The sequence below is a fragment of the Variovorax sp. YR750 genome, from assembly GCF_900109805.1.
GTDB classification, from domain to species: Bacteria; Pseudomonadota; Gammaproteobacteria; order Burkholderiales; family Burkholderiaceae_C; genus Variovorax; species Variovorax gossypii.
Genome location: NZ_FOBJ01000003.1, coordinates 63264 through 81312 on the forward strand (window position 1 = coordinate 63264; position 18049 = coordinate 81312).

At 68.4% G+C, this 18049-nt stretch carries 16 protein-coding genes; 4 read left to right on the forward strand and 12 right to left on the reverse strand.

What is annotated here, in order from left to right:
• Positions 1 to 9 precede the first annotated feature (9 nt).
• Positions 10 to 1461, forward strand: coding sequence for an aldehyde dehydrogenase (locus tag BMY35_RS06800; RefSeq protein WP_093196256.1), 1452 nt, complete (start codon positions 10 to 12; stop codon positions 1459 to 1461).
• Positions 1462 to 1471: 10 nt separating this feature from the next.
• Here the strand turns inward: BMY35_RS06800 and BMY35_RS06805 are convergent, their stop codons facing one another.
• The 6 genes from BMY35_RS06805 to BMY35_RS06830 all read right to left on the reverse strand — a co-directional run bounded on the left by BMY35_RS06805 (position 1472) and on the right by BMY35_RS06830 (position 8346).
• Positions 1472 to 2101, reverse strand: a complete 630-nt coding sequence (locus BMY35_RS06805) for a hypothetical protein (RefSeq protein ID WP_093196257.1) — start codon at positions 2099 to 2101, stop codon at positions 1472 to 1474.
• Positions 2101 to 3684: a vWA domain-containing protein gene (locus BMY35_RS06810; protein ID WP_256228256.1), complete on the reverse strand. Its 1584-nt coding sequence runs from the start codon at positions 3682 to 3684 to the stop codon at positions 2101 to 2103. The genes BMY35_RS06805 and BMY35_RS06810 overlap by 1 nt, the downstream gene beginning before the upstream one ends.
• Positions 3681 to 4925 (reverse strand): toxic anion resistance protein, encoded by a 1245-nt coding sequence (locus tag BMY35_RS06815; RefSeq protein WP_093196258.1) that lies wholly within the window; start codon positions 4923 to 4925, stop codon positions 3681 to 3683. The genes BMY35_RS06810 and BMY35_RS06815 overlap by 4 nt, the downstream gene beginning before the upstream one ends.
• A 17-nt stretch (positions 4926 to 4942) precedes the next feature.
• Positions 4943 to 6067 carry a hypothetical protein gene (locus BMY35_RS06820; protein ID WP_093196259.1) on the reverse strand — a complete coding sequence of 375 codons (1125 nt, stop codon included), beginning with the start codon at positions 6065 to 6067 and terminating at the stop codon, positions 4943 to 4945.
• Between the two features lie 74 nt (positions 6068 to 6141).
• Positions 6142 to 7446 (reverse strand): aminotransferase class V-fold PLP-dependent enzyme, encoded by a 1305-nt coding sequence (locus BMY35_RS06825; protein ID WP_093196260.1) that lies wholly within the window; start codon positions 7444 to 7446, stop codon positions 6142 to 6144.
• Positions 7447 to 7449: 3 nt separating this feature from the next.
• Positions 7450 to 8346, reverse strand: coding sequence for a transporter substrate-binding domain-containing protein (locus BMY35_RS06830; RefSeq protein ID WP_093196261.1), 897 nt, complete (start codon positions 8344 to 8346; stop codon positions 7450 to 7452).
• A 128-nt stretch (positions 8347 to 8474) separates the two neighbouring features.
• On the opposite strand from BMY35_RS06830, the gene BMY35_RS06835 reads away from it, so the two are divergent.
• Positions 8475 to 9410, forward strand: coding sequence for a LysR family transcriptional regulator (locus BMY35_RS06835; RefSeq protein ID WP_093196262.1), 936 nt, complete (start codon positions 8475 to 8477; stop codon positions 9408 to 9410).
• A 42-nt stretch (positions 9411 to 9452) separates the two neighbouring features.
• On the opposite strand, the gene BMY35_RS06840 is transcribed toward BMY35_RS06835, so the two are convergent.
• Together BMY35_RS06840 and BMY35_RS06845 are read right to left on the reverse strand one after the other, a co-directional pair.
• Positions 9453 to 9875, reverse strand: a complete 423-nt coding sequence (locus tag BMY35_RS06840; protein WP_093196263.1) for a styrene oxide isomerase — start codon at positions 9873 to 9875, stop codon at positions 9453 to 9455.
• An 89-nt stretch (positions 9876 to 9964) separates the two neighbouring features.
• Positions 9965 to 10150: a hypothetical protein gene (locus BMY35_RS06845; RefSeq protein ID WP_093196264.1), complete on the reverse strand. Its 186-nt coding sequence runs from the start codon at positions 10148 to 10150 to the stop codon at positions 9965 to 9967.
• A 309-nt stretch (positions 10151 to 10459) separates the two neighbouring features.
• Between BMY35_RS06845 and BMY35_RS06850 the strand changes: the two genes are divergently transcribed.
• Positions 10460 to 11992: an FAD-binding oxidoreductase gene (locus tag BMY35_RS06850; protein WP_093196265.1), complete on the forward strand. Its 1533-nt coding sequence runs from the start codon at positions 10460 to 10462 to the stop codon at positions 11990 to 11992.
• Between the two features lie 26 nt (positions 11993 to 12018).
• Positions 12019 to 13269 carry a lactonase family protein gene (locus tag BMY35_RS06855; protein WP_093196266.1) on the forward strand — a complete coding sequence of 417 codons (1251 nt, stop codon included), beginning with the start codon at positions 12019 to 12021 and terminating at the stop codon, positions 13267 to 13269.
• A 6-nt stretch (positions 13270 to 13275) separates the two neighbouring features.
• Here BMY35_RS06855 and BMY35_RS06860 read toward each other — a convergent pair whose 3' ends face one another.
• Genes BMY35_RS06860 through BMY35_RS06875 form a run of 4 tightly spaced genes read right to left on the reverse strand, consistent with a single transcriptional unit; the run spans position 13276 to position 17984 of the window.
• The gene (locus BMY35_RS06860; protein ID WP_093196267.1) at positions 13276 to 14757 is read right to left on the reverse strand and encodes an N-acyl-D-amino-acid deacylase family protein; all 1482 of its coding nucleotides are present in this window, start codon (positions 14755 to 14757) and stop codon (positions 13276 to 13278) included.
• On the reverse strand, positions 14754 to 15665 hold the full coding sequence (locus BMY35_RS06865) for a MurR/RpiR family transcriptional regulator (RefSeq protein ID WP_093196268.1): 912 nt from the start codon (positions 15663 to 15665) through the stop codon (positions 14754 to 14756). Before BMY35_RS06865 ends, BMY35_RS06860 begins: the two co-directional genes overlap by 4 nt.
• A 25-nt stretch (positions 15666 to 15690) precedes the next feature.
• Positions 15691 to 17007, reverse strand: coding sequence for an amino acid deaminase (locus BMY35_RS06870; RefSeq protein WP_256228257.1), 1317 nt, complete (start codon positions 17005 to 17007; stop codon positions 15691 to 15693).
• Positions 17004 to 17984 (reverse strand): ABC transporter ATP-binding protein, encoded by a 981-nt coding sequence (locus BMY35_RS06875; RefSeq protein ID WP_093196269.1) that lies wholly within the window; start codon positions 17982 to 17984, stop codon positions 17004 to 17006. The genes BMY35_RS06870 and BMY35_RS06875 overlap by 4 nt, the downstream gene beginning before the upstream one ends.
• Positions 17985 to 18049: the final 65 nt, after the last annotated feature.

Below are 18049 nucleotides of genomic sequence, written 5' to 3' on the forward strand. Positions count from 1 at the left end.
GGACACCTCATGACCGACATCTCCATGCTCATCGACGGCGAGCGCCGCGCGGCCACCGGCGGCGCGACCTTCGAGCGCCGCAACCCGCTGGACGGCGGCATCGCCACGCGTGCGCCGGCCGCCGCGCCGGCCGACGCTGTCGCCGCGGTCGAGGCCGCGCACCGTGCCTTCGCCGCCTGGTCGACCACCGGCCCCAACGAACGCCGCGCCGCGCTGCTGAAGGCCGCGCAAGCGCTGGAGGCACGCGCCGACGCCTTCGTGCAGGCGATGGCGCGCGAGACCGGCGCCTCGGCACTGTGGGCCGGCTTCAACGTGCATCTGGCGGCCGGCATCCTCACTGAGGCCGCATCGCTCACCACGCAGATCGCGGGCGAGGTCGTTCCTTCCGACGTGCCCGGCAGCCTCGCAATGGGCGTGCGGCAGGCGGCGGGCGTGGTGGTCGGCATCGCGCCATGGAACGCGCCAGTGATCCTCGCCACGCGCGCCATCGCCACGCCGCTGGCCTGCGGCAACACGGTGGTGCTGAAGGGCTCGGAGCTATGCCCGCAGACGCACGCGCTCATCATCGAGTCGCTGATCGAAGCTGGCCTGCCCAGGGGCGTCGTCAACTTCGTGACCAATGCGCCCGCCGATGCCGGCGCGGTGGTCGAGGCGATGGTGGCCCACCCTGCCGTGCGGCGCGTCAACTTCACGGGCTCCACGCGCGTGGGCCGACTGATCGCTCAGACCTGCGCGAAGTACCTCAAGCCCGCCGTGCTCGAACTCGGCGGAAAGGCCCCTTTCGTGGTGCTGGACGACGCCGACATCGACGCGGCAGTGAATGCCGCCATCTTCGGCTCCTTCGCCAACTCGGGCCAGATCTGCATGTCGACCGAGCGCATCGTGGTCGACAACGCGGTGGCCGACGAGTTCGTCTCGAAGTTCGCGGCGCGCGCGCAGGCGCTGCCTCTGGGCGATCCGCGCGAAGGCCCTGTCGTGCTCGGCTCGGTGGTCGACATGAGCACGGTGAAGCGCTGCAACGCGCTCATCGACGACGCGCTGGCCAAGGGTGCGAAGCTGGTGTGCGGCGGCAAGGCCGAGAACACGCTGATGCCCGCCACCGTGCTCGACCACGTGACGCCCGCGATGGAGATCTACCGCGAGGAATCCTTCGCGCCGGTGAAGGCCGTCGTGCGCGTGAATGGCGTGGAGGAAGCCGTGACCATTGCCAACGACAACGAGTTCGGCCTGTCGTCAGCGGTGTTCGGCCGCGACGTGGCGCGCGCGTGGAACGTGGCGCAGCGCATCGAGGCCGGCATCTGCCACGTCAACGGCCCCACGGTGCACGACGAGGCGCAGATGCCCTTCGGCGGAGTGAAGGCCTCGGGCTACGGGCGCTTCGGTGGGCGCGCTGGCGTGGAGGCCTTCACGGAGCTGCGCTGGGTCACGGTGCAGACTACGCCGCGGCACTACCCGTTCTGAAGGGGCGCATTCAGCCCGCGAGAAAGTCGGGCTGGCGGAACTTCTTCTCGAGGAACTGCCCGTTGGCCACCAGCGCGGCGGCATCGCTCGAAGCCACGTTGGCGACGATCTCGCGCAGCTTGGCGTCGAGCAGGCCGAGCTGCTCGCCTAGCAGCTGGCGCGCGGTCTTGCCGTCCTTCACCGCATGCGTGATGCGAAAGGCCGGCGGCAGCGCGACGTAGTTGGCGAGCGTCTCGGGCAGGTAGCGCAGCACCGTCTCGCGCACGGTGAACAGGTCGTCGCCATGCGAGCCCGCGCCCACCAGGCGCGGCAGCACCTCGCCCACCGAGCCGCGCACGTTGTCGAGGCTCTTGCGCATGTCCTCGGTGAGGTGCGGCTGGGCCTGAGCGACCACGTGATCGAGGCGCTCCAGCGTCTGTTCCACGCTGAGGCTGTCCTCGATGCGGCGTTCGAGTTCAGGCGCCTTGCGGCCCAGCAGGCAGCCGGCCACGTACAGGCCGGCGGTGATGAGCAGCCAGCCCTTGTCGATGACACCAGCGAAAAGCAGCGCCGGCCCGAGGAGTGCCAGCGCGCAGCCCAGGATGTTGCCGTTGCCGTAGAGGAACAGCAGCGCGCGCAGCTTCAGCGAACGCCGGGGCATCACTGGTAGCCCCGGATTTCCTTGAACACCTGCCCGAGCTGCAGCTTGCGGCCGTCGAACTCGCGCCCGCCCGAGAGCTGCGCGATCTCCTGCATCTCGCTCACGTTGGCCTCGCCGAAGAGGATGGGGAAGATGCGCGCAGGCAGGCCGCCCGCCGCGTAGCGCTCGCGGAACTCGCGCAGTTTCAGGCCCGAGTTGTTCTCGCCGTCGGTCAGCAGGACGATGCTCACGAAGCGGTCGGGCTCGCGCTGCTGCTCCTTTCGCGCAAGATCCTCGGCCGCAGCCAGCGCGGAGTAGATGGCGGTGCCGCCGTTGGCCGACATTCCATCGGCCAGCCGGCGCAGCTCCTCGCGCGCGGCGGCGATGTGGTCGGCGTCGAAGCGCACCCACACCGGCTCCTGCACGTCGGTGGAGAAGGTGATGAGCACCACGCGCTCGCGGCTCTGGAAGGCGCTGTAGCGTGCGCTTGCGGTGGCGGACTCGTCGGCACCCGAGAGCAACTTGAGAGCCTCGCGCATCGACGCCAGGCGCTTGCCTGCCATCGAGCCGCTGAGGTCGAGCACGAAGATCGAGGTGGCGGGCTTGCGCCATTGCGACTGGTAGGTACCGAGCACCGCATCGATCACCTCCAGCCGGTTGGGAAAGCCCAGCTCGGCCACGGCGGCGGTGGGCAGCGCGACGACGGCCGCGACCTCGGGGTTGGCGGGGCGCAGGAAGGCGGCCGAGAGCGCATCGCGCTGGAACGGTGCAGCCTTCAGGGTGCCGACGAGCTTCGTGTACGCATCGCGCTTGTCGGCGTTGAGCAGCATCAGCGGGTAGTCGGCCGAGATCATGCCGTCGCGCGGGTAGATCAGCGTGAGCCTGTCGGCCGCGGGCAGCTTCTCGTTGGCGCGCAGGATCACGGCCTCGTAGTTGACCATCGCGTCGATGGCGGACGGGTCTTTCACATAGGCGTCGGCCAGCCAGCCGGAACTGCCTGCCGTGAGCTTCTGGCCCGAGAGGAAGGCCTTGAGCGTCTTTTCGTCGACGTCCTGAGCCGTCAGGTCTTCGGTCTTGCCGGCCAGTGCCGAGGCCACGGCGAACAACGCGCTCATGCCGGTGTTGGAGCTGGTGGCGTTGGTCATGCCGTAGCGCAGTTGTCCGGCGCCGGCTGCCTTGGCGATCTCGGCCCAGCCGGGCGCCTTCTTGTTCCACCCGAGCTGCGCGGCCTTGGCGCTCTTCACCCCGAGCGCGATGCGCGAGTAGAAGAGCTTGTCGCGCGCCAGCGGCTTGATCTGCAGCGCAAGCGCAGGGTACGCGCCGTTGGGCGGCAGGATCGCGTCGAAGCGCTCACCGGCGTTGATGCGTTCGACGATGTCGAGCGTGCCGGCGTAGGAGAGCTTCACTTCCACGCCGGCCGACTGCGCGGCCGCGACGATGGGGGCTTCGAGGTCCTTGAGTTCCGAGCCGGCAAGGATGGTGAAGACCGCACTGGCTGCCGGAGCCGGTGCGGCGTTCGTGACCTGTGCCGGCTCCTCCTTGCCGCATGCCACGAGGCCCAGTACCAGGGCCGCCAGCAGCATCAGCCGCGACAACAGGCTCACAGCGCGACCTCGCCGCGCGGCGACTGCAGCGCCTCGGTGGTTTCCTGCCGGCGCACGCGGTCGAGGTAGGTGCGGCTCTTCTCGATTTCGCTGCTCAGCGTGTCCACCGTGGTCTGCATGGAATCGAGCGCCCGGCTCTTGAAGTCGGCGATCGTGTCCATGGTCTGGTAGATGTTGGCGAAGGCCTGCTGCAGCTTGGCGATCTCGATGGTGCTGGAGGCCGCCTGCTGGTGGATGGCGCTGCTCTGGTCACGCAGCATCTCGCTGGTGCTGGCGATGAGGTTGCCAGTGGTGGCGTTGAGCGCGCTGATCTGGTCGAGCACCAGCTTCTGGTTGGACAGCGCCTGCGCCACGATGACGGCGGTGCGCAGCGCGGCCACGGTGGTGGTGGTGGCGCGGTCCACGCCCTTCATGAGCTCCAGGTTGTTCTTGCGGATCATGTCCAGCGCGAGGTAGCCCTGGATGTTCACCGCGAGCTGCGTCAGCAGGTCGGTGACCTTCTGGCGCGAGTAGAAGAGCATTTCCTCGCGGATCACGCGGGCCTTCTCGGGGTCGGTGGCTTCCAGCGCGCGGGCCTTGGCGTCGAGTTGGCCATCGAGGGCCTTGCCGATGTGCACGTACTTCTCGAGCCGCTCCATCAGCGTCCAGAGATTGACCTTCTCCTGCTCGATGGCGGTGTTGTCGCGCAGCAGCTCGTCCTTGCCGCGCTTGAGCGACTCGATGATGGCGTTGAGGTGCGTCTGCGACGACTGGTAGCGCTCGAAGTACGCAATGAGCTTGTTGCCCAGTGGGATGAGGCCCAGCAGCTTGCGCGCGGAGAACAGGTCGCCCTGCTTCGAGGGATCGAGGTCTTCCACCTGGTGGCGCAGGTCGATGAGCGACTGGCCGATCTGCGCGCCGTTGTCGAACAGGCCGTTGCGCAGCGAGCCCACGGGGCGGTCGAGCATGCGGTTGGAGACAGACGCCGAAGCCTCGATGTCCTTGCTGCCCATCGAATGGATGCGCTCCACCGCTTCCTTGAACTGCGGGTGCTGGCTGTCGTGCGCGGTGATGTCCTCGATGAAGCGCGCCACCTGCGCGTCGAGCTCGGCCACGTCCTCGGGCTTCAGGCGCACCTTGCCGCTGGCCGACTCGACCGGCACCGGCGCCACGGGCGCGGGCGGCTCCAGCGTGAAGGCCTGAGGCGGCTGCAGGTCGATGGGGGCGGATGCGGTGGTCGTGGTGGTGACGGGTGCGTTCATGGTGTTCCTGTGTTCGTTCACTTGAAGCGGGCTTCGATGCCCGTGGTCATTCGTTCGAGCCACTCGAAGCTCGGCGGATCGATCACGTCGACCAGCACCTCGGGCACCTTCACGCCACGCGCAGCCCAGGTCTCGGGGCCCTTGGTGTCGCCGCCGGTGCGGTAGCCGTATTCGTGCGCGAGTTCGCGCAGGGCTGGGTCGTTCTCCAGTGCCGCGCCGAGGCGCGCGCCGCCGGGCGTGTAGGGCACCAGCACGTGCTTCGAATAGACGGTGGGCTTGGGGTAGAGCAGCACCATGTCGCTCTTGAGGCGGTCGGGGTTCTTCAGCCAGAACTCGACCATCTGCGACTCGTAGGCCACCAGCAGCGGCGCCTTGCCCATGCCGAGCGCGAGATAGTCCTCGAAGGGCCCGGCCGACGACTGTTCCTGGAAGCCCTGGCGCAGGAAGAGCGGTGCGACCACCGGCATGACGCGGTCCACGTCTTCCTGGCTCTGCACGATCTGCTGGCTGTTGGCGAGGTAACTCGCGAGCGCGAGGTACATCGCCGCCGAGTTGGAGGTGCGCACGTCGGTCGAGTTGATGAGCATCGACTTGCTGGTGGAGAAGGCGCTGCTGGCCTTGAGCTCCTTCCAGCGCGTGCCCTTCTCGATCATGGCCATGAGGCCGGGCAGGTCGACCACGTAGTAGAAGTCGCCCTGCTTCTGCGCGATGCCGTTGGCCACGAGGATCTCGGCGATCGGCCGCCAGCTGGCCAGCACGATGGGCGTGTAGAACGGGTTGAAGACGCTCGGCGCCTTGGCCAGCGTCTTGAGCTGCGCCGCGGCGGGCGCGCCCGAGGGAAAGCCGAAGTCGAACTTGCTGGCGTCGTAGCGGCTGGCGATGGCGCGAGAGCCGGCCTTCTCGACGGTGACGGTGATGCCCTGCGCGGCCAGTGCCTTCTGCACGCGCGGGTCGGCGAAGAAGGTTTCTTTCTCGGAACCGATCAGGCCGCGCAGCGTGACCTGCTTTTCCTGTTCGATACGGGCCGCCGTTGCGGTGGCCGACTCATCGTGCAGGCGGGTGTTCGAATACCAGACGCCTGCCCCGACCGCCGCCAGCAGGACGACGGCCAGCGCTGGTGCGATCAGCTTGCGGATTTCCAAATCTCATGCTCCTCGCCCCCTGTGCGCGGGGGTCGAGAAACATACTAACTACTGAATATGACGGTTTATGACAGTCAGATGTCGGCAGCGATCTCGCGGGTGATGCGCAGGAACTTCTCGATGTCGCCGACCGAATTGCAGTGCAGCGGCGACACGCGCACCGTGCCCTCGAGTCCAAAGGATTCGAGCATGCGCTTCGAGTAGATGCTGCTCGCCACCCGCTCGTAGACCGTCACGCCGCGCTTCGCGTACTCGACCACGGCCTGCGTGCAGTCGATGCGGTCGAAGCCGATGCCCAGGATCAGGTCGCGCTTGCTCAGGTCCTCGTAGTCGAGGAAGACGTTGACGCCCTCGAGCTTGCGCATGCCCGTTGCGTTCTCGTTGCCGTCGAGCAGCACCGAGAGCAGCGCGCGCTCGTGCAGCTCGATGTGCGTGATGCCCGCGACGAACAGCGCGCGGCGATCGGTGGCATCGGTGGCGTCGATGAAATGCCCACCGAGCCAGCACACGTAGTCGACGATTTCCGTGAGCACCGCGAACTGCCACGGCGCCGAGCTTCCAAGGTCCCAGTAGTCGGGCTTCTTGCCTGCGAGCTTGTGGTGCGGCAGCACGGCCGCGCGCTCCGACACCCATGACAGCCCCGAACCCCGGCAGCCGAAGAACTTGTAGGGTGCGAGGTTGATGCCGTCCACCGGCGCCTTCTGCAGGTCGATGAGGCCGTGCGGCGCATGCTGCACGGCGTCCACCAGGATGTAGAGGTCGGGCTTGATCTCGCGCGCGCGGCGCACGATGGCTTCCATGTCGAGCTTGGCGCCCGAGATGTTCGACGCGTGGATCACGTTGAGCAGGCAGGTGTCCTTGTCGACCAGCCGCACGATCTCGTCCACGTCCACGCCGCCGGTGACGGGGTTGCTCTTCGCCACGCGCAGCTCGCGGCCCAGGCGCTGGGCATAGAGGCTCATCGCGTCGAAGGCCGAGGGGTGTTCGAGCACGGTGGTGACCATGTTCGTGCCCGGCACGTTCTCGGCGATGGCGCGCACCATGTCGAACATGGCGCCCGAGGCGGTGAGCGACGCGTACACGCTGCCGCCGGTGGCGTTGAGGATGGTGCGCAGGTCGGCGCAGCCCTTCGCCTGGATCTGCTGCAGCTCGACGGCCGTGGCGTGGATGCGCTCGGCGTTGTCGGGAATGGCGTCGACCTGCGCGAAGCGCTCGGCCGCGGCCTTCAGGCGGAACGAGCCGCCGGCGTTGTCGAAGTAAAGGCGTTCGCGGCCGTGGTGGTCATGGTCGACCTGCAGGAAGCGCGCCTTCACCTCGCGCATCAGCGCGTCGGGGAAAGCCAGCCCGCGGGGATGGTTGGAAGACAGCTTGGAATCCATCGTTCAAACGCCCTTGTTGTTCGGGTTCTTGAAGATCTCGCGCACCGCGTCCGTCATCGGGAAGTTGAGGTTCGCGTTCTTCGGCGGGATCGGCGAGAGGAACCACTTGGTGTAGAGCTGCTCGATGGCGCCCGACTTCATCAGGCCGTTGACAGTCTCGTCCACCAGCGCCTTGAATTGCGGGTCGTCCTTGCGCAGCATGATCCCGTAGGGCTCCTGGCGCAGCGATTCCTTGAGGATCTTGTAGTCGCCGGGGTTGGTCGAGCTGGCGATCATGCCGGCGAGCTGCACGTCGTCGAGCACGTAGGCGTCGGCGCGTCCGGTGGACAGCAGCAGGAAGCCGTCGGAGGTGTCCTTGCCCGCGATCTCGTTGACTTCGATGGTGCCGCTCTTGCGCGCGCCGCGCAGCAGCTGGATCGAGGTGCTGCCCGAGACGGTGGCCACGTTCTTGCCATTGAGGTCGGCGAGAGTGTTGATGCCCGAGTTCTTGCGCACAGCGGCGGTGATGTTGGTCACGAAGTGGCTGGGCGCGAAGTCGACCTGCTGCTGGCGCTGCGTGGTGTTGGTGGTGGTCGCGCAGTCGAGGTCGACGGTGCCGTTCTGCAGCAGCGGGATGCGGTTGGTCGAGTTGAGCATCGTGTAGCGCACGTCGATCTTCGCGAGGCCCAGCTTGGCCTTCACGGCGTCGACGATCTTCAGGCAGATGTCGTTGGTGAAGCCGATGGGCGCGCTGTCGGCGCTGAGCTTGTACGAGAACGGGATCTGGCTGTCGCGCGCGCCGATCTGGATCGTGCCGCTGTCCTTGATCTTCTGCAGCGTGCCGCCGTCCTGGGCGCTGGCGGCGCCGCAGGCGAAGGCGATGGCAAGTCCGAGCGCGAGGGGCAGTTTCTTGAAGTCCATGGCGGGTTCCTTGAAGGGTCGGTGAGGTGGTTCCGGCGAATCTTCGGCCTCGCCATCAATTTCCAAAAGCGATTTTTTGTGATCGAATCACATGAGAAAAAGCGTTCTTTTGGAGCCAGCTTCCCGTGATGACCTTCAAGCAGCTCGAAGCCCTGTACTGGATCGCCCGTCTCGGCGGCTTCGCGCAGGCGGCCAACCAGCTCCACACCTCGCAGTCGGCCATCTCCAAGCGGGTGCACGAGCTCGAGCAGCTGTTCGAGACCGAACTCTTCGACCGCAGCCAGCGCACCGCCCGCCTCACCGAGAAGGGCGAGGAGATGTTCGTGCTCGCCCGCAAGCTGCTGGAGCAGCGCGACGCAGCCATCGAGCAGTTCGGCAAGCCGGGCGTAGTGGAGCGGCGCATCCGCCTCGGCGTGACCGAGCTGACGGCGATGACCTGGCTGCCGCGGCTGGTCGGGCTGATCCAGCAGCACTATCCCAAGGTGATCCTCGAGCCCGACGTGGACGACAGCCTTCAGCTGCGCGACAAGCTGCTGGCCGACGAGCTCGACCTCGTCATCGTGCCCGAGACCTTCGCCGACTCGCGCCTGCCGAACAAGGTCATCGGCCAGGTGAGGAGCGCGTGGATGTGCAAGCCCGGCGTGGTGCCGGCCAACAGCAGCGCAGGCGCCACGATTCGGCTGCACGAGCTGGCGCGCCACCGCATGCTGGTGCAAGGCAACAACTCGGGCACCGGCCGCGCCTACGACGCGTGGATGAAGGAACAGGGCGTGCAGCCCGCCAACGTGATCGTGGTGAGCAACCTCGTGGCGCTGACCGGCCTCACCGTGTCGGGCCTGGGCGTGAGCTACCTGCCGCGCGAATGCCTGCAGCCGCTGGTGGCGGCCGGCATGCTCGCGGTGATCGACGTGACGCCGGCACTGCCCGTGGTGCGCTACGTGGCGATGCACAAGGGCGAGCACCGCAGCGCGCTCACCTCGTCGATCGTGATGCTGGCGCAGGAGTGCTGCGACTTCGCGCGCATGTTCCAGGCGCAGCCGGAGGAAGAAGCGGGGATGACATAAGGGCCGGGGGAGCGGCTGAGCCGCTCCGGCCGCCTTCGTGCCTCAGAGGGAGAGGAACGCCGCGACCAGCAGCGCCACGGCACCGACGATCGAGGCCACGGCGCCGACCATGTTGCCGAGGTAGACGAGCTTTCCGAGCCCCGTCGCGCCGTCGGACGAAAGACCGCGCTGCCCCGAGACGGCCGCGAGCGGCGTGGAAACGCAGAAGCCGTAGGCCGAGACGATCAGCGCGACCGAAACGACCCACAGCAGCCACGCCGGAGCCGAAAGCGAAGACAGCACGGCTGCCGTCGCGAACATCAGCGTCGCACCAATGGGCAGGCTCAGGTGCGCGACGCGCCACGAGTTGACGATGTGCGCGGCGGCCTCGCGCTTGATGGCCTTCGCATAGGGCGCGCCCAACAGCAATCCGAACAGGAGGACGATGGCACCGTGGAAGACGAGGTGGCGCGCGGCGGGGTGCATGGGTTCAGAAGGGTGAGGAGCAGCGGTGGGAGCCGCATCCTACCGAGCCGGAATTGCTCCGGCCCGCCTGGCCGCACGGGAAAGCGGCTTCAGCCGCCGTCGCCGACGGGGGAAAGATCCGGGTGCATTTGCTGCAGTGCCAGCGACAGCCGCACTACCCGTTCGCGCGCGCCCGGCTCGCCCCGGGCAAGCGCGCCCAAGGCTGCTTCGTAGTCATCAGTGAGCTGTTGCCACAGCTCGAAATCGGCGCCAAGGCCTTCAGCGTCCTTGTCCATCTTTGCTCCATCAGGAATTTCGACGGCCGGTAATTGCGCCAGTTTGACTCATTTTTGCCGGGAGCGTTAGAACTTTAGAGGTCTTGGGGTTATAGCCACCCAAATACTGCGGCCCGGGGTCCGGCTGCGTCGGCCAGTGATCTAAGGGTTCATCCGATGAAAGTATTTTTCAATCAAGCCAAGAATTCGCACCGCAAGGCCGAGGAAATGCTGTTTTCATCCGAAAAACGGATCATATAAGAAAAAACATTTCAGTTTTTCGTTGGCCGGCGAACCCATTCGTCGCAAGACACCCATCGGAAAGTGCCCATGACCATCACCGTGACGCGCCAGGACGCCCGCTACAACACCCTGAAAAAGGGTTTCAACCTGCGATGGCCCGCCACGGAGTCGGATGCGGCCTCGCGCATCGAGCTGGCGGAAAGCGCCGGCGATGCCGCCGCCGCGCTGCAGCGCATCGTCGACGCAGGCCTGCGCCCCACGCTGCGCAGCGGCGGGCATTGCTATGAAGACTTCGTCTCCAACAACCCCGACGGCGCCATCCTCGACCTGAGCCTGCTCAACCAGGCCGACGCGGCCTCGAGAAGCGACGGCCGCTTCCGCGTCGGCCCCGGCACCCAGAACTGGAACGAGTACCTCGACCTGTACAAGCGCAGCAACGTCACGCTGCCCGGCGGCTCCTGCTATTCGGTGGGCGCGGGCGGCCACATCTGCGGCGGGGGCTACGGGCTGCTGTCGCGGCTGCAGGGGCTCACGGTCGACTGGCTCTCGGCGGTCGACATCCTCACGGTGGACAACCGCGGCAAGGTGGTGCCGCGCACCGTCGACGCGAGCCGCGACCCCGACCTGTTCCGCGCCTGCCGCGGCGCGGGCGGCGGCAACTTCGGCGCGATCACCAGCTACGTGTTCGACAAGCTGCCGACGGCCCCGCGAGAGGTCGCGCTGGCGGTGGTGGCCTTCGACTGGGCCAGCATGACGCCCGAGCGCTTCACCGCCCTGCTCACCACCTACGGAGACTACTGGGCGACGCGCGGCAAGTCGCCCGACACCTGGGGCATGTTCTCGCTGCTGAAGCTCACGCACCGCTCGGCCGGCCAGATCGTGATGCTCACGCAGTTCTGCAACCCCGACGGCACCTGCAACGACCTGACGGTGCTCAACGATTTTCTCGACCGCTTCCGCGCCTGCGCGCCGGTGCCCGCCAAGGGCCGCGCGCCCGGCGTGGGCCCGGCTCCGCAGCGCGACGCGGGCCAGCTGCTGTGCTCCAAGCCGCACACCGTGACGCGCTACGACTGGCTCACGGCCACCCAATACCTCAACGGCTCGGGCGACAACCAGCGCGGCAAGTACAAGTCGGCCTACATGAAGCAGAACTTCAGCGCCCGCGAGGCGCAGCGCATCTACACGCACCTGACGCGCACCATCCCAGGCGTAGACCTGAGCCAGTCGCTGCTGCAGGTCGATTCGTACGGCGGCGCCGTCAACAGACCCGAGCGCATCGCCGACACCGCCGTGCCGCAGCGCGCCTCGATCATGAAGCTGCAGTACCAGACCTACTGGCGCAGCGCGAAGGACGACGCCGGCCACCTGCGCTGGATCGGCGACTTCTACCGCGACGTGTACGGCACGCCCGACGTGCCCGAGCGCCGCGCCGGCACGCCCTACCCGGGTGAGCGCTACGAAGGCTGCTACATCAACTACCCCGACAACGACATGCTGGCCTACCCCTTCTGGCCGCAGCTCTACTACGGCGACCAGGGGCTCTACGACTTCCTGCGCAAGGTGAAGCGCCGCTACGACCCGAACAACATCTTCCACCACGCGATGTCGGTGCGCCCGTGACGCGATCCCAACCAGAGAGGAACCCCATGACAGATCACTCCGGTCAGAAACGCCGCACCGTCATGCAGTGGCTCGGTAGCGCGTCCGCCGCCGGCGCCTTCGCGCCCCTGCTGCCGGCCCATGCGCAACAGGCCCCGGCCGCCGCGAGCGCAGCAACCGCGCCGCCGTCGCCCGCGCCACGCTTCGCCTACGTCGGCACCTACACCTTCGATGCGCCCGGTGGCACGGCCGGCGGGCCTGCCTCGAAAGGCATCTACGTGCTCGCCATGCAGGGCGACAACTGGGCGCCGGTGCAGACGGTCGCGAGCGCGAACCCGTCCTTCCTCGCCGTGCATCCGAACAGGCGCTTCCTCTACGCGATCAACGAGATCGACACCTACGAGGGCCTGCCCACCGGCACGGCCGAGGCCTACGCCATCGACGAGCGCAGCGGCCGGCTCACGCTGGTCAACCGCCAGCCGCTGTCGCTCTCGGGCGTGATCCCGGCGCACCTGGCGGTGTCGCCCGACGGGCGCGCGCTGGTGGTGGCGCTGTACGGCGGCGGCGCCTACAACGTGCTGCCCATCGGCAACGACGGCGCGCTGGGCAAGGTCTCGGGCATCGAGAAGGAAACCGGCTCCGGCCCCGACGCCGAGCGGCAGGAATCGCCGCACCCGCACATGGTGCAGTTCGATGCCTCGGGCCGGCGCGTGCTCGCAACCGATCTCGGCAGCGATCGCGTCAACGTCTTCACGCTGGCCGACGGCAAGCTGGCGCCCATCGGCCGCGCGGCCGTGCAAGCCGGCAGCGGCCCGCGCCATCTGGCGCTGCATCCGTCGCAACGTTATCTCTACGTGGTGGGCGAACTCGATGCCTCCGTCACCAGCTACGCCTACGACGCAGCGAACGGCGCGGTCGGGGAACAGCGGCAGCGGGTCTCGACGCTGCCGGACGGCTACACGGGCCAGAAGAGCGCCGCGGCGCTCGTGATGCATCCCTCGGGCCAGTTCCTCTACGCGAGCAACCGCAGGCTGAAGTCGGACCACCCGCTGGCCGACAGCATCGCCGCCTTCCGCATCGACCCTGCCAGCGGCAACCTGACGCCGGTGCAGCACTGGAGCGACGGCCTGCGCTTCCCGCGCGCGCTGGCGGTGGCGCCCGACGGCGGCCACCTCTACGCGCTGAGCCAGAAGGGCGACACCATCCTGCGCCTGCGCATCGACCCCGTCACCGGCAGGCTCGACCAGCCGGTGCAGGTGGCGCAGGTGCCTACGCCGGTCTGCCTCGTCTTCGCCTGACCGGGCCTAGCTGGCGCTTCCGCGCGTCAGCATCCGGCCGGCACGCGCGAGCACCCGTGCCTCGGCCTCGCCGCCGCGATAGGCCAGCACGCCGTTCACGAACACGCGCTCCACGCCCAGGCTCACGCCGTGCGGCTTGTCGTAGGTGGCGGTGTCGGCGATGGTCTCGGGGTCGAACACCACCACGTCGGCCATGGTGCCGGCGCGCAGCAGGCCGCGGTCGGCGATGCGCAGGTTGCGCGCGGTCATGCCGGTCATCTTGTGCACCGCCTGCTCCAGCGTGAAGAGCCGTCGCTGGCGCCAGTAGCGCGCGAACACCCGCGGAAAGGCGCCCCACAGGCGCGGATGCGGATGGCGGTCGTGCGGCAGGCCGTCGCTGCCGATCATGGTGAGCGGATGCGAGATGACGCGCTCCACGTCTTCCTCCTGCATCTGGAAGTAGCAGGCGCCGCCGGGCTTCAGCCGCAGGCAGGCATCCTGCTCGCTCACGCCCCATTCGTGCGCGATGTCGGAGATGAGCCTGCCCGTCATCTCCGGATGCGGATCGGACCAGGTCAGCAGCACGTCGATCACTCCGTCCACCAGGTCCTCGCGCAGCACGGTCGAGCCGGCCACGTAGGGATACACATCCATCGCGATCTTCTGGCGCTGCGCGAGCGACTCGATCAGCGGCAGCGTTTCCTTCGTGCGGCCCCAGTTGGCGGGTCCGGCGCACTTGTGATGCGAGATGACCAGCGGCACGCCGGCCTCGAAGGCACAGTCGCCGGCCTCGTGCAGCGCCTCGATGATCTGCTGCATCTCGCTGCGCAGGTGCGTGGCGTAGACGCCGCCGTGGCGGCTCACCACGCGCGCCAGCGCGGTCACTTCCTCCGCGGGCGCCGCGAAGGCTTCCTCGTAGAACAGGCCCGAGGACATTCCGTGCGCCCCGTCGGCCATGCAGCCGTCGAGCAGCGCCTCCATGCGCGCCAGTTCGTCGGCGCTGGCCGGGCGGTCCAGCGCCTCCATGGCGGCGAAGCGCAGCGTGGTGTGGCCGACCAGCGCGGCCACGTTGAGCGCGGGCTGTATCGCATCGACGGCCGCGCGGTACTCGGCCATGGTCGCGTGCTTGAACGAATCGGCGCCCAGCAGCGTGAGCGGCGGCAGCGACTGCGGCGTGCGGTACGGCGCAAGCGAGATGCCGCAGTTGCCCGTCACCACGGTCGTGATGCCCTGCGACACCTTGGGCAGGCACAGCGGATCGCGCAGCACGATGGCGTCGTCATGCGTGTGCGCGTCGATGAAGCCGGGGGCGATCACCTTCGCGCGGCAGTCGACGACCTCGACGTCGGCCAGCGCCAGGCCGTCGGGCAGCCGCCCGCGCAGGCCTTCGCCGAGCGCGACGATGCGGTCGCCCTGCAGCAGCACGTCGCCGGGCCACGAGGGTCCGCCCGAGCCGTCGACCACCAGGCCGGCCTCGAGCAGGACGGCCTTCTTGTTGCTTTCGCTCACGATGCGCTCCCTCCGTCGTTCACGCCGCCGCCGTCCCAGCTCTGCAGCGGATGCGTGGTGGCATCGATGCCGTGGCGCTGGAATGCCTCGCGCGCGCGCTGCAGGCGCTGCACCGCGGGCTCGCCGCGGCGCTGGGCCACCAGCACGGTGAGGATCTCGATGACGGTGAGGTGCGTGAGATAGGCGTCGATGCCCACGTGCATCACCGCATCGTCGGGCACCGAGAGGCCCAGGAGAAAGTCGGCCTTGGCCGCGAGCGCCGTGCCGGGCCGCGTGAGCGCGACCACCTTGGCGCCCTGCCCGCGCGCGATGTCCACCGCGTCGAGCAGCGAGGGCATGCCGCCCACGTGCGAGATGGCGATGACCACGCCGCCCGGGCGCTGTGCCGCGCCGGCCACCTGCTGCAGGTGGTAGTCGGCCCAGGCGTTGGCCGACAGGCCGAGGCGGAAGAGCCGCGCCTGCAGGTCGTTGGCCATGAACCACGAGGTGGCGCCCGCGCCGTACAGGTCGACGTGCGGCGCCGCCGCGATGGCGGCCACGGCGCCGTCGAGCACCTGCATGTCGAGCTGGCCGCGCACGCCGGAAACGGAGGCGGCCGCGCTGCGCGCGATCTTGCCGACCACTTCGTCGGCTGCGTCCTCGATGTTCACGCGGCGGTGCAGCGGCGAGCCGCCCAGCGCGAGTTCCTGCGCGAGCGCGAGCTTGAACTCGCGCAGCCCGGCAAAGCCGAGGTCGCGGCAGGTGCGCATGATGGTCGGCACCGAGCTGCGCGAGCGCTCGGCGAGCTGTTCGAAGCTCTCTTCGAGCACGCGGTCGGGGTCTTCGAGGATCAGGTCGAGAATCGCGCGCCGCGTCGCCGGGGCGTCGCTGCGGATGTCCGCGATCCTCTGGAGCAGTGAGGGAGTCATCGGTGTGCGCTCGGAAGTCGCTCGGTCAGAAATGCATGGCCACCGCGTCGCTCACGCGGTAGTCCTGCTCGACAACCGGCATCCAGTGCCACTTGTCGAAGGTGGTGCAGGGGTGCGAGATGCCGAGGCCCACGCGGTCGCCGACCTTGGGCGCCACGGCTTCCTCGCTCGCGTCCCAACGCAGGTAGGCATGCTGGTCGTTCAGCGCGGTGATCTTCCAGCCTGCCGTCACGCCCTGCGGCTGCAGTTCGCCGCGCGCCGCGCGTGCGATGGGCACGGGCAGCGAGAGGTCGAAGGAGATGTCGCGCTTGCCCACGGCCAGGATCGCCAGGCCCGGCTCGGGGCGCGACTGCACCGTGGCCCAGACTTCCATCGCCGGCACCAGGCTTTCGCCGCAGCCGCAGCCCAGGCGCTCGTCCACCGCACTCACCATGCGCTTGTAGAAGCCATGGTCGTGCGTCACATAGCAGCCCGAGCGCAGCAGGCCGCGCACCGGCGCGCCCAGCGCGGGCTTGAGACGGCCTGCCACGAGGTCGAAGATGGCCGAGCCACCCGCCGAGACCAGCACCTCGTCGGTTTCGAAGAGCTTGTTCTCGTCGCAGTGGCGAGCCACGGCTTCGACACGGTCCATCAGCGTCCTGGCGTAGGCAGAGTCGGGTTCGCTCTGGCCGGTGGCGCCCTGCCCTTCGTAGCACTCGATGCCCACGAGCTTGACCGCATCGCTCGCGCGCAGCCTCGTGGCCAGCGCGACGGCTTCCTCGTGCGTGCGGCAGCCGGTGCGCGCGCCGTCCACGCCGATCTCGACCATCACCTCGAAGGGCACGCTCGCGGGATGGCGCTTCGACCAGTCCTCGATCAGCCCGAGCTGCGCCAGCGAATCGACCAGGAACACGATGCGCAGGTCGGCATGCTCGCTCAGCAGCATCTGGATGCCGGCCAGGTCCTCGTCGCTCACCACCTGGTTGGCGATGAGCGTGCGGCGCGCGCCGGCCGCCACGCCCACGGCCAGCTGCGTGACGGTGGCGAAGGTCAGGCCCCAGGCACCGGCGTCGAGCTGGCGCTGGAAAAGCTGCGGCGACATGGTGGTCTTGCCGTGCGGCGCGAGGTCGATGCCCCACTCGCGCACTCGCGACTGCATCCACGAAAGGTTGTGTTCGAGCGCCTCGCGCTTGAGCACGGCCAGCGGCAGCGGCAGGTCGCCAGCCAGCACGTTCCAGCCGGCGGCGCCGATCTCGCTGCGGCGGCGCGGCGCGGCGGTGCGCGGATAGCCCTTGAAGTTGCTGCCCAGCAGCGGGTCGTTGAAGTCGTTGTCGGCGGCGGTCATGGCGGTGTTGGCGGTCATGCGGCGATGTTGGATAGGAGTTCTTGGGTTCGAATGCAGGCGCTGTAGTGTCCCGCCGAAATCTCTTCCAGCGGCGGAACGGTCTGCGCACAGGCTTCGACGGCATGCGGGCAGCGCGTGCGGAACACGCAGCCCGAGGGCGGCGAGATGGGGCTCGGGATGTCGCCCTTCAGCGCGATGCGCTCGGTCGCCATCTCCGGATCGGGCTTCGGGCTGGCGGCCAGCAGCGCCCGGGTGTAGGGGTGCGAGGGGCGCGCGAACAGCTCCTCGGTGGTGGCGACTTCCATCACCTTGCCGAGGTACAGCACCACCACGCGGTCGCACAGGTACTCGACCACGTCGAGGTCGTGCGAGATGAAGAGCATCGTCAGGCCCAGCCGCTCGCGCAGGTCGGCCAGCAGGTTGATGACCTGCGACTGGATCGACACGTCGAGCGCCGACAGCGGCTCGTCCGCCACGATGAACTCGGGCTCCACCGCGAGCGCGCGCGCCACGCCGATGCGCTGGCGCTGCCCGCCCGAGAACTCGTGCGGAAAGCGGTTCGCATGCTCGGCGCGCAGGCCCACGGTCTCGAGCAGCTCGGCAATGCGCCTGTCTCGCGCCGCCGCGCCCTTGTGCAGGCCGTGCGTGGACAGCGCCTCGCCGAGGATCGCGCTGATGCGCATCTTCGGGTTCAGGCTGGCGTACGGGTCCTGGAAAATGATCTGCAGCTTGCTGCGCAGCTTGCGCATGCGCTCGCCCGACAGTTCGCCGATGTCGTCGCCGCGGTACAGCACCTGGCCGCCGCTGCGCTCCAGCAGGCGCAGCACGGTGCGGCCGATGGTGCTCTTGCCCGAGCCCGATTCGCCGACCAGGCCCAGCGTCTCGCCGGGCTGGATCGCGAACGACACGTCGTCCACGGCGCGCACCGGGCGGTCGCTGCTGCCGAAGTACTTCTTGAGTCCTCGGACTTCGATGAGGGGAGCTGCGGTGGTCATCGTGGGTATTCGGTATTGGCCCCTTCTCCCGCTTGCGGGAGAAGGCGGGGGATGAGGGTGCGCGC

Bases quoted from the DNA above. Each gene is read 5' to 3' on its own strand.
- BMY35_RS06835 (WP_093196262.1), top strand. From the start codon at position 8,475: ATGACCTTCAAGCAGCTCGAAGCCCTGTACTGGATCGCCCGTCTCGGC.
- BMY35_RS06815 (WP_093196258.1), bottom strand. From the start codon at position 4,925: ATGAACGCACCCGTCACCACCACGACCACCGCATCCGCCCCCATCGAC.
- BMY35_RS06855 (WP_093196266.1), top strand. From the start codon at position 12,019: ATGACAGATCACTCCGGTCAGAAACGCCGCACCGTCATGCAGTGGCTC.
- BMY35_RS06830 (WP_093196261.1), bottom strand. From the start codon at position 8,346: ATGGACTTCAAGAAACTGCCCCTCGCGCTCGGACTTGCCATCGCCTTC.
- BMY35_RS06805 (WP_093196257.1), bottom strand. From the start codon at position 2,101: ATGCCCCGGCGTTCGCTGAAGCTGCGCGCGCTGCTGTTCCTCTACGGC.
- BMY35_RS06870 (WP_256228257.1), bottom strand. From the start codon at position 17,007: ATGACCGCCAACACCGCCATGACCGCCGCCGACAACGACTTCAACGAC.
- BMY35_RS06845 (WP_093196264.1), bottom strand. From the start codon at position 10,150: ATGGACAAGGACGCTGAAGGCCTTGGCGCCGATTTCGAGCTGTGGCAA.
- BMY35_RS06850 (WP_093196265.1), top strand. From the start codon at position 10,460: ATGACCATCACCGTGACGCGCCAGGACGCCCGCTACAACACCCTGAAA.
- BMY35_RS06865 (WP_093196268.1), bottom strand. From the start codon at position 15,665: ATGACTCCCTCACTGCTCCAGAGGATCGCGGACATCCGCAGCGACGCC.
- BMY35_RS06840 (WP_093196263.1), bottom strand. From the start codon at position 9,875: ATGCACCCCGCCGCGCGCCACCTCGTCTTCCACGGTGCCATCGTCCTC.
- BMY35_RS06825 (WP_093196260.1), bottom strand. From the start codon at position 7,446: ATGGATTCCAAGCTGTCTTCCAACCATCCCCGCGGGCTGGCTTTCCCC.
- BMY35_RS06875 (WP_093196269.1), bottom strand. From the start codon at position 17,984: ATGACCACCGCAGCTCCCCTCATCGAAGTCCGAGGACTCAAGAAGTAC.
- BMY35_RS06800 (WP_093196256.1), top strand. From the start codon at position 10: ATGACCGACATCTCCATGCTCATCGACGGCGAGCGCCGCGCGGCCACC.